At 57.1% G+C, this 11487-nt stretch carries 2 protein-coding genes; both read left to right on the top strand.

The features are described 5' to 3' along the window. Positions 1–251 precede the first annotated feature (251 nt). Positions 252–3347 (top strand): non-ribosomal peptide synthetase, encoded by a 3096-nt coding sequence (locus OS242_RS05540; protein ID WP_267150659.1) that lies wholly within the window; start codon positions 252–254, stop codon positions 3345–3347. Beyond that, a complete protein-coding gene (locus tag OS242_RS21425; protein WP_267150658.1) occupies positions 3348–11486 on the top strand; it encodes a non-ribosomal peptide synthetase in 8139 nt (2712 codons plus the stop codon). Position 11487: the final 1 nt, after the last annotated feature.

The raw sequence follows: 11487 nt of genomic DNA, 5'->3' as shown, positions 1-11487 counted from the left end.
GGTTAGATGGTGGAAACGTTTGCACAAAACGATAGAAAAGATGTATTAATTATCGTATAATAAGAGTAGAATATCAACCTTTTAATTTGAGTGTCAAGAGATGAGAGGGATGGTGTTGAATAATAATAGATAATCAACACGAAGATTATTGACACCAATTCTGTATTGAATGAAAATACGGATATATTTTTGTGGAAAAAGTAACTTCGATAAATAAATTAATCAAATGAGATTCGAGAAGGAGTGGTTGGATGAACGCGAACGACCGGGATGCTTTGATTCAATGTGCAGTCCGTTTTACAGGTGCCATCCATGCAGATCAGGTACAAGCCATGATGCAGCAGATCTTGGCAAGGCACGAGATTTTTCGTACGGCGAGGCCGGGAGAGGAGCTTTCCTGCCAACTCCTGCACAGGGCGGTATGCGATGCGGAGGAACTGTTGACAGAGGAGCGGAGACGGGCTGCAGAGGAACAAGCGGCGAGGCCGTTCTGGCTGGCATGGGTCCAGGAAAACGAGGAGCAGGGAATTCTGTGCCTGACGATGCATGCATGTTTCGCAGACAGCACGACGCTGCGTCAGATCGTGGAGGAACTGTTCCAGGCCTGCGCGGGGACTTTTCAGGAAGAGGACCCGCAAGAAGAGCGTTTGCAGTATCAGGATATCGCAGCTTGGAGTTCTTCTCTTTTAGAAGGTGAGGACGGCAAACTCGGTCAGGCTTTTTGGTTGGAGGAACATTCCTTGTGGCGACAGGCAGAGCGGGAGTCCGCACCCAGAGTGATGGGGAAACGGACGGACGCTGCGAATCAGGGCGCGTTTCAACCAGGATTTGTGCGCAGGAAGATCGGCGCCCCGCTTTCCGAAACGTTGCGAACCGTATCGACGGAGGCGGGATTGGATGTCCGAACCTTGATCTTGGGTGCGTGGCAGGCGTTGCTGTCCCGTTTATCCAGCGGATCGGTCGTGAGTACAGGAGTCGCGTACAATGGGCGGAATTTGCCTGTCATGCAAGGCGTTGCAGGTCCTCTGAGCAAACACTTGCCGGTGGCGCGAGAGCTTACAGACGATACGTACTTTATGGAAGGACTTGATCAGTTGCAGGAGCAGTTGGAACTGTTCGCCGACTGGCAGGAGTACTTCACCCTCGATCTGTTGGAGTCATCAACCGGGCAGGCGGGCTGTTTCCAATCTTGTTTTGACTATGTGCAGCAACCGACGCTCGGACGCTGCGGAGGCTTGACTCTGGAGTGGCTGGACAGCTACGAGTGCTGGGATCGGTTCGATGTCAAGCTGATCTGTTTCGAACAAACGGACGGGTATGAGTTTGTGCTGTATTACGATGCCGACCTCATGTTGCAAGAGGGGGCGCGGCAGAAGCTGAATCAGTTGATTTTGGTTTTGGAACAAGTTTGCGAGCGCTCCCCGCTTACGATTGGAAGTCTGAACCTTCTGACCGTTGAAGAGGAGCACCTGATCCGCAAGGTGTTTACGGATACGGCTGTGGAGTACGATCTGAAAAAAAACCTCCATCAATGGATGGAGGAGCAGGTGGACGCGACGCCGGACGCAGTGGCGGTGGTGTTTGGCGAGGAGACGCTGACCTATCGGGAACTGGATCGTCAGGCGAACCGGTTGGCTCACCATTTGGTGAAGCAAGGCGTGCAGGCAAACGACTTGGTCGGAGTCTCTATGGAGCGTTCGCTGGAGATGGTGGTCGGGCTGCTCGGCATCTTAAAGGCGGGCGGGGCGTATCTGCCGCTCGACCCGGATCATCCGGCGGAACGGATGGCGTTCGTACTGGAAGACTCGCAGGTTCGGATCGTTTTGACGCAAGAGCATCTCGCCGATGCGCTTCCAAGCGACGCGGTGCGGACGATCTGCCTCGACCGGGCAGCGGAAAAAGCTCTGCTGGCAGCAGAATCGGCAGAGCGGACAGGCATTCGCAACACAGCGGAAGACACCGCTTATTGCATCTACACGTCAGGCTCCACAGGCAAACCCAAAGGGGCGTTGATCTCGCATCAAGGGATCTGCAACCGTTTGCTTTGGATGCAGGATGAATACCGTCTGAACGCGGAAGATCGCGTGTTGCAAAAAACGCCGTACAGTTTTGACGTATCGGTGTGGGAGTTCTTCTGGCCGCTGATGACGGGAGCGCGGTTGGTTGTGGCAGAGCCGGGCGGGCACCGGGACACCCGATACTTGGCGCGCTTGATCGCACGGGAAGGGATCACGACGCTGCACTTCGTTCCGTCGATGTTGCATGTGTTTTTGGAGGAGCCGGAAGCAGCGGGCTGCACGAGCATCCGCCGGGTGATCTGCAGCGGGGAGGCCCTGCCGCTTGGACTGCAACAGCGATTCTTCGAACGGCTGGGAGCGGTTGAATTGCACAACCTGTACGGGCCGACGGAAGCTTCCGTCGACGTCTCGTATTGGCAGTGCCAAGCGGACAGCGACCTGCCGTTTGTCCCGATTGGACGACCGATCGCCAACATCAAGCTCTACATACTGGACGAGCGGATGCAGCCGGTGCCGATCGGTGTGGCCGGCGAGTTGTACATCAGCGGCATCGGGGTGGCGAAGGGGTATCTGAACCGACCGGAACTGACAGCGGAGCGGTTTGTGCCGGACCCGTTTGACACAGGAGCGAACATGTACAAGACGGGCGATGCGGCGCGTTGGCTGCCGGACGGCAACATCGAGTATATCGGCCGTCTGGACAACCAGGTCAAACTGCGCGGGTTGCGCATCGAACTGGGAGAGGTGGAGTCGGTGCTCGGCCAGCATCCCGCTGTGCGTGAGGCGGTCGTAACGGTCCGAGAGGATGAACCGAATCAGGTGCGTCTGGTCGGGTATGTGGTACCGCGGACGGGGGGCGTGGTCGACGAAGCGGACGTGTATCAGTTCTTGTCCCGCCAATTGCCGGAGTATATGCTGCCGGCGTCGCTTGTTGTGCTGAAGGAGATGCCTTTAACATCCAGTGGCAAAGTCAATCGTTTTGCCTTGCCGCAGCCAGCGAACAGACGACAGGCCGAGTTTGTTGCACCGCGTACGATGACCGAGCAGATGATCGCTTCGATCTGGCAAGAGGTTTTGCAACTGGAATCGATCGGAGTGCATGATGAGTATCACGCTTTGGGTGGCAATTCGATCCGGGCGATCCAACTGGTGTCGCAGATCACGTCGACTTTCCAAGTGGAGTTTGGGATTACTGAGTTTTTTGATCATCCGACCATCGCCAAACTCGGGACCTACCTTGACGAGTTGATTGAAGCGAATTTGATGGAGCAGTTGGATGGCCTGACCGAAGAAGAGATGTTGCTCTTACTAAAGGAGGTTTCCGAATAAATGCAATCAACCAAGTTGGCTGTCCTGAAAGCACTCAAAGAAAAGCAACTGCGGGAACTCTCCTTGCAACGAGGGGAACAGCCCCTTTCGATTCCGCCTGTTGAACGCACGGGGGAGCCCATGCCGCTTTCGCTCGGTCAACAGCGCCTTTGGTTCCTCGATCGCTGGAATCCGGACAGTCTCCTGTATAATATGCCGCTCGTGTTGCGCATCACGGGGCATCTGGATGCGCAAGCGTTGGAAATGGCGGTGCGAGACGTTGTGGACCGGCATGAAGTGTTGCGTACACGCTTCTTGGAGCAGGATGGGGTACCGATGCAGGTGATCGGTACCGGGCAGGATGTTCCCTTCACGTACCGTGAGCTCCTTTGTGAAGAACAAATGGAGGAGGCTGTGAGCGAAGCGATTCGAACTCCTTTTTCCTTGACAGAAGGTCCGCTGTTGCGCGTGGAACTGATCTGCGTCGCGCAACAGGAGCATGTCTTGGTCCTCAACATGCACCATATCGTCAGCGACGGGTGGTCGACCGGCGTGTTGATGCGGGAGATCGGGGCGTTATACGAAGCGCGACTCAACGGGCTGCCGTCGTCTTTGCCGAAGTTGTCCATTCAGTATGCAGATGCGGCGGTTTGGCAACGAGAGCGCATGCAAGGCCCGGAGATCGCCAAACAGATCGACTTTTGGCGTAACCACCTGCAGGGAGCTCCCGCGTTGCTTGAGATGCCGACCGATTACCGGCGTCCTCTCACAGCGTCCGAACAGGGGGCGAGTCTGCACTTTGTCTTGCCGAACCGGATGCTCGAAGGATTGCAGGCGTTGGGCCAGCAGGAGGAAGCGACGCTTTATGTCACGCTGTTGGCTGCGTACGGGGTTCTGATGCGTCGATATTCAGGGCAGGAGGACTTCGTGGTCGGCATCCCGGTCGCCAACCGAACCAATCAACAGCTGGAATCGCTGATCGGTTTTTTTGTAAACACGCTGCCCGTTCGGCTTGACCTGTCGGAGAACGGCTCGTTCCGTGACCTGTTGCGCCAGGTGCGCACCACCGTGCTGGCCGCTCTGGAGAACTCGGAAGTACCGTTTGAGGCGCTGTTGGATGAGTTGAAGGTGGAGCGCACGATGTCGCACGGCCCGCTGTTTCAAACTCTGTTCTCGTACAACAATACGCATGCTCCCTCGTTTGAACTGTTTGGAGATGCAAAGGTCGACCCGGTCAATGTGGATCTCGGGATGGCCAAAGTGGACCTCACTGTCGAATTCTGGCACAGCCCTGAGGGGTTGCAAGGACGTCTCGAATATCGCACAGACCTGTACGCGCCAGACACGATGCAGAGGATGCTCCGGCATTTTCTCACCCTGTTGCAAGCCGTCGTGGAAGCGCCGCATGAGCCGATCTTGCGCCTGAATCTGTTGACGGAGGAAGAGCTGACCGATTATTGGCTGCCCGCGGCACAACCAGACGAATCGGTGGCGTTCGACTCCGGCGATTGTCTGCACACGATGTTTGAGGAGCAGGCAGCGAAGCGACCCCATGCGGTCGCAGTCGCCTGCGAAGACGAGACGCTGACCTACCAAGAATTGAACGAACGGGCGAACGCTGTGGCCAGCCTCCTGATCGATCAAGGGCTGCAGTCGGAACAACTTGTCGGCTTGTACATGGAACGCTCCCTGGATCTGGTCGTCAGCATCTTGGGGATTGTAAAAGCCGGTTGTGCGTATGTGCCGCTCGATCCCAGCTATCCAAAGGATCGGCTGGCCTTTATCCTGTCGGATGCGCAGGCGCAAGTGTTGCTGACCCAGTCTCATCTTCGGGAGCAGGTGCCGGAGGGGGACCACCGCGTCATCTGCATCGATACGCTCGAACCGTCAAACCGTACTGCCGGTTCCCTGACCCGTCGAGACCTCCCGTGCCGACCGGATCAACTCGCCTATGTGATCTACACGTCCGGTTCAACCGGCAAGCCCAAAGGGGTGGAGGTGGAGCACCGTCAAGCCGTTCGTCTGTTCCGCTCGACGGAGGCGTGGTACGGATTTCACGAGCAGGATGTCTGGACGCTGTTCCATTCGACTGCGTTTGACTTTTCGGTGTGGGAGTTGTGGGGCGCGCTGGCATATGGCGGGAAGTTGGTGGTCGTACCGTACTTGGTCAGCCGCTCGCCTGAAGCTTTTTACGAGTTGTTGGTCCGAGAAGGAGTTACGGTGCTCAACCAAACACCGTCCGCTTTCCGTCAACTCATACAGGTCAACGGACAACAGAGAGCGGACCTGCGACGACAGCTTCGCTTGCGCTACGTGATTTTTGGCGGGGAAGAATTAGAGGTCACGAGTTTGCTCCCTTGGTTCGATGATCACGGCGATCAGACCCCGCAACTGGTCAACATGTACGGCATTACCGAGACCACCGTCCACGTGACCTATCGTCCGATCACGCGTGCCGACGCAGAGGCAGCGCAAGGAAGTGTCATCGGGGTGCCGATCCCGGACTTGCAGGTGTACGTATTAAATGAAGAGATGCAGCCGGTGCCGGTCGGTGTGACAGGTGAGATGTTCGTCGGCGGAGCGGGTCTCGCGCGCGGATATCTGAATCGTCCCGAACTGACAGCGGAGCGTTTTGTGCGGCACCCGTTCGCAAAAGGTGGTCGCCTCTATCGCACGGGGGACCTCGCCCGCAAACTTGCGACGGGCGATCTCGAATACCGGGGGCGGATCGACCACCAAGTAAAAGTTCGAGGCTTTCGTATCGAGTTGGGGGAGATCGAGGCCCGACTGCTTCAATTCGAACGCGTGGCGGAGGCGATTGTTTTCGTGCGGCAGGACGATGCGGGCGACAATCGACTCGTGGCCTATCTGGTCCCGCAACCAGGTCAAGCACCGACTGTGACGGAACTGCGTCGTTTCTTGCAATCACATTTGCCGGACTATATGATCCCGGCTGATATCTTCTTCCTTGCGAACATTCCGCTTACCCAAAATGGCAAGGTGGATCGCAAAGCATTGCTCAGCATGCAAGGGGAGCGGGCGGAGATCGGCGGGGTGCATGAGGCACCGGCCACCGAGCAGGAGCACCGGTTGGCCGACGTGTGGAAGCGCGTGCTGCATCGCGATCAGGTCGGGGTGGAGGACAACTTCTTTGCGCATGGCGGGGATTCGATTCGTGCTTTGCAGGTCGTCGCACTGGCGAAGGAGAGCGGGATTGAGTTGACGTTGCAACATCTCTTTCAACACCAGACCATTCGTGCGATCCTGAAGGATCTGCAAGCGAGTGGCGGTGGCGAAGCGGTGAACGCGTGCCCGCGCACCGAGCCTTTCCACGGTCTGCCGCAGGAAGTGGTGGACCAACTTCCCCGTGATGTTGTCGATGCCTACCCGTTGACCGCTTTGCAAACGGGCATGATCTACCACATGACGTTTACCGAGGAATCGATCTCGTACCACAATATCGCAGGCTGGTACATGCGGATGCCGTTTGACCGAGACGTGTTTGAGGCGGCGGTCGCCCGCGTGGTCGAGCGCCATGCGATCTTGCGCACCTCTTTTGATTTGACTTCTTACGTCGAACCGCTGCAACTCGTTCATGAACGCGTATCGCTTCCTTTGCGCGTCGACGATTTGCGCCACTTGAGCGATGAGGAGCAGGAGCGGGAGATCGAATCCTGGATGGAGCGGGAGATTCGTGACAAATTTGACCTCGCTTGTCCGCCGATGCTGCGTTTGCAGATTCACTTGCGAAGCAGCGATACCCTCCAGTTTTTCGTAACGGAATGTCATGCGATCTTGGACGGGTGGAGTCTGACCTCGATCGTTCGAGACATCTTCAGCGAGTATTTTCATCAATTGCGCGGGCTGCCGCTGCCGAGTATGGAAGCGGTCGAGTTCACCTACCGCGATTACGTCTGGTGGGAGCGCGCCATCCAGAAGGACGATGACCAACGCGCGTACTGGCAGCAGAAAATCAAAGGTGTTGTACCGACCACATTGCCGAGCTGGCAGCCGTCGCGTGCCCGCGACAAGTCGGCGCGCGTCTTCCAGCGCAAGTTCGGGGCCGTTCCGCTCCCCGTGTTTGAAGCGTTGCAAAATCGGGTACGGCAGACCGGCGTCCCCTTGAAAAACATGTTGCTCGCGGCTCACTTGAAGGTGTTGAGCTTGGCGACCGGCACGTTGGATGTGCAGACGGGTCTGACGGCAAACGGTCGACCGGAACTGCAAGGGGCGGAGCTGCAGCGGGGATTGTTTTTGAACACGCTGCCGTATCGGATGGAAGTGAAGCCCGGCACCTGGGATGACCTGATCCGTGAGGCGTTCCGCAATGAACAGGAACTCTTGCCGTATCGTCGTTTCCCGATGGCTGAGATTCAAAAAATGCACGGACGACAGCCGTTGTTTGAGACTTCGTTTAACTTCGTTCATTTTCATGCCATGCAGGAGATTGTCGATCTCGGGGATGTCGAGATGCTGGGACAACGTGAAATCGCGGATACCAACTTTACCCTGCAAATCACGTTCTGCATCAACCCGACATTGGGCGGACTCACTCTCATGTTGGACACCAACGGCGTCATCGTGACACCGGAGCAGAATGAAATCTTGTTCACTCAATACTTGAACGTCTTGGAGGCGATGGCCACCGCGCCGCAAGAGCTGCACCACCTGTTCGATCCGTTGACGCAAGCCGAGCATGAGCGATTGTCCGCATTCAATGATACGGCTGTGGAGTACGATCTGGAAAAAAACCTCCATCAATGGATCGAGGAGCAGGTGGACGCGACGCCGGACGCAGTGGCGGTGGTGTTTGGCGAGGAGACGCTGACCTATCGGGAGCTGGATCGTCAGGCGAACCGACTGGCTCACCAGTTGGTGAAGCAAGGCGTGCAGGCAAATGACTTGGTCGGAGTCTCTATGGAGCGTTCGATGGAGATGGTGGTCGGGCTGCTCGGCATCTTAAAGGCGGGCGGGGCGTATCTGCCGCTCGACCCGGATCATCCGGCAGAACGGATGGCGTTCGTACTGGAAGACTCGCAGGTGCGGATCGTTTTGACGCAAGAGCATCTCGCCGATGCGCTTCCAAGCGACGCGGTGCGGACGATCTGTCTCGACCGGGCAGCGGAAAAAGCTCTGCTGGCAGCAGAATCGGCAGAGCGGACAGGCATTCGCAACACAGCGGAAGACACCGCTTATTGCATCTACACGTCAGGCTCCACAGGCAAACCCAAAGGGGCGTTGATCTCGCATCAAGGGATCTGCAACCGTTTGCTTTGGATGCAGGATGAATACCGTCTGAACGCGGAAGATCGCGTGTTGCAAAAAACGCCGTACAGTTTTGACGTATCGGTGTGGGAGTTCTTCTGGCCGCTGATGACGGGAGCGCGGTTGGTTGTGGCAGAGCCGGGCGGGCACCGGGACACCCGATACTTGGCGCGCTTGATCGCACGGGAAGGGATCACGACGCTGCACTTCGTTCCGTCGATGTTGCATGTGTTTTTGGAGGAGCCGGAAGCAGCGGGCTGCACGAGCATCCGCCGGGTGATCTGCAGCGGGGAGGCCCTGCCGCTTGGACTGCAACAGCGATTCTTCGAACGGCTGGGAGCGGTTGAATTGCACAACCTGTACGGGCCGACGGAAGCTTCCGTCGACGTCTCGTATTGGCAGTGCCAAGCGGACAGCGACCTGCCTTTTGTCCCGATTGGACGACCGATCGCCAACATCAAGCTCTACATACTGGACGAGCGGATGCAGCCGGTGCCGATCGGTGTGGCCGGCGAGTTGTACATCAGCGGGATCGGGGTGGCGAAGGGGTATCTGAACCGACCGGAACTGACAGCGGAGCGGTTTGTGCCGGACCCGTTTGAAACAGGGGCGAACATGTACAAGACGGGCGATGCGGCGCGTTGGCTCCCGGACGGCAACATCGAGTATATCGGCCGTCTGGACAACCAGGTCAAACTGCGCGGGTTGCGCATCGAACTGGGAGAGGTGGAGTCGGTGCTCGGCCAGCATCCTGCTGTGCGTGAGGCGGTCGTAACGGTCCGCGAGGATGTTCCGGGCGGACCTGCACTCGTCGGCTACTATGTCCTTTCGACAGATGGGGAAGCGGGCAGCGAAGAACTGCGGGCACATCTGAAAAAACATCTCCCGGAGTACATGGTGCCCAGTTTCTTCGTCGAACTGCCGGAGATGCCGTTGTCCTCCAACGGCAAGACCCAGCGGTCGGCTCTTCCCGCTCCTCAGGCATCGTCTCAGGAGCGCAGCATGGAGTCGCAGGCCCTGCCTGCAAATCTCTTGGAGGAACGGATCGCCGACATCTGGGCGGATATCCTCCACCTGAAAACGATCGACGTGCAGGACGACTTTTTTGCGATGGGCGGACATTCCTTCCTCGCCTTCCATACGGCAACGGCGATGCAAAAACAGGGAATCCCCGCACGATTGACCGATCTGTATCAATACCCGACCGTCCGCGGATTGGCTGAGTATTTGGGCCAAATCCACGATCTGCCTGACGCTCGCGTTGAGCCGAAGCGCAGACAAATGAAGCAATTGGACGACGTTCCGTTAAAAGTGCTCTCGAGTGTATTGCCCAATCAGGATACCTACACATGGGAGCAGATGGATTGCTTCCACAAGCCGCTGGCCATTCTCGCAGAATCATTCCGGCCTCAGGGGTTCGATCTGTTTTCGTTCTACGCAGGATTGTGGGAGACGTTCGATGTCAACGGCCACTTCCGTGCGGCGATCTTTGCGGAGGACAACGCACCGCACTCGCCGGAGTTCTTTACCTTCTTTGAGCAGGTGGTCGGGCCGAAACTTGGCCTGAAACTGCATACCTTCACAGCGGATGATGAGCCGACCTTCCGACGCCTTGTGGAACAGGAGATCGGCCTCGGACGTCCGGTGATGATTCCGGGCGACCTCTACGGCCTGTATTACACGGTCAACTATCGGAACGAGCCGCACCGCCACTTCTTTATCGTCAAAGGGGTAGACCCGCAACGCGACCTCTACTTCCTGCTCGACAACATGCATCTGGATAACGGGGCTCGCCCGACATACCGCGATTTCTATGGACGTCCGGAAAACCTGTATGAGATGTACCGTTTGTATGGAAAGCATTTTGGAACTCGCGTGTTCTGGTCCATGGAGTCGATGCCTGTCCAACAGACGTGGAGCGAACTTCATGCACTGCTCGATCTGCGAACGCTGTACGAACAGGTGGAGGCGGGAACGGCCGCCTTGCATTATCTGGAACAGGAGTTACTTCGTGAAGTGGCGGAGACAGGAGAGGTACCGCGGTTCGGCGCTGTGATGCAACTGTTGAACTTCAAGCATGTGCTGTACGATCTGCTCTTCAAGTTCTTGCCAAAAGCGGATGTGTCGCCCGCAGACGTTTCCGTTCTGCGCGATCTCGCTGATGAACTCTCTGCCGGATGGGGACAGGTACGGATGGAGATCTTCGACATGCTCAGTGCGGGAGAGCTATCGTCGGAGGCGCTCTGGCAACAAATCGATGCGATGGCGAACCGTGAGCATGCCTTCCGCGAACTGTTCCTGAAGACAGTTGAGGTGGAAGTCCTGCTCGAACGTATCCGTTTGCAAGAGGTGCAGGCCGGGAAGGACGGATTTACAGAACTGAACCGCTTAGGCGCTGCGATCACGAGAGATGACGGACGAATCGTGATCGAGCACGCGGCCGACACTCGCTACGACAGTTGGATCGTACAGGACGATGCGCCGCAATTGTTGATGGAGACCGGGATGGGGCAGTCATTTGACATTGAGGTGCGCCTCCACACCGAGACGCCGATCGGTGCCTCCTATCACGCCGGGCTGGTATTGAAGTTGCAGGACGGACGCAAGCTGCTGTTCGGGATCGAAAGCGGGGAACTGCTTTCACTGTATGCCCCCGAGCAATTGGAGTTCACGCTGGCGAAGCACCCCTACCCGCATATGCGTTTCCTGCGTGTGGAGGCGAAGGAAAGTTCGTATCGGTTCATGGCGCGTGCCTCCCAGGAAGAGGACTGGTTCGAGTGTGCCGCCTTGTCTCTCCAACAGTCGGTTCGACAGTTTGGGTTGTTCTCCAAAACGTGGGAACCGATCGCTCACACGTTGGAATTTACCGACCTGCAACTTCGAGTGGACGAGTAGG

Origin of the sequence: Tumebacillus lacus, assembly GCF_026410385.1 — a bacterium.
Lineage (GTDB): Bacteria > Bacillota > Bacilli > Tumebacillales > Tumebacillaceae > Tumebacillus > Tumebacillus lacus.
The sequence above is the reverse complement of the archived record's forward strand: the minus strand, read 5'-3'. Positions and strand labels throughout refer to the sequence as shown.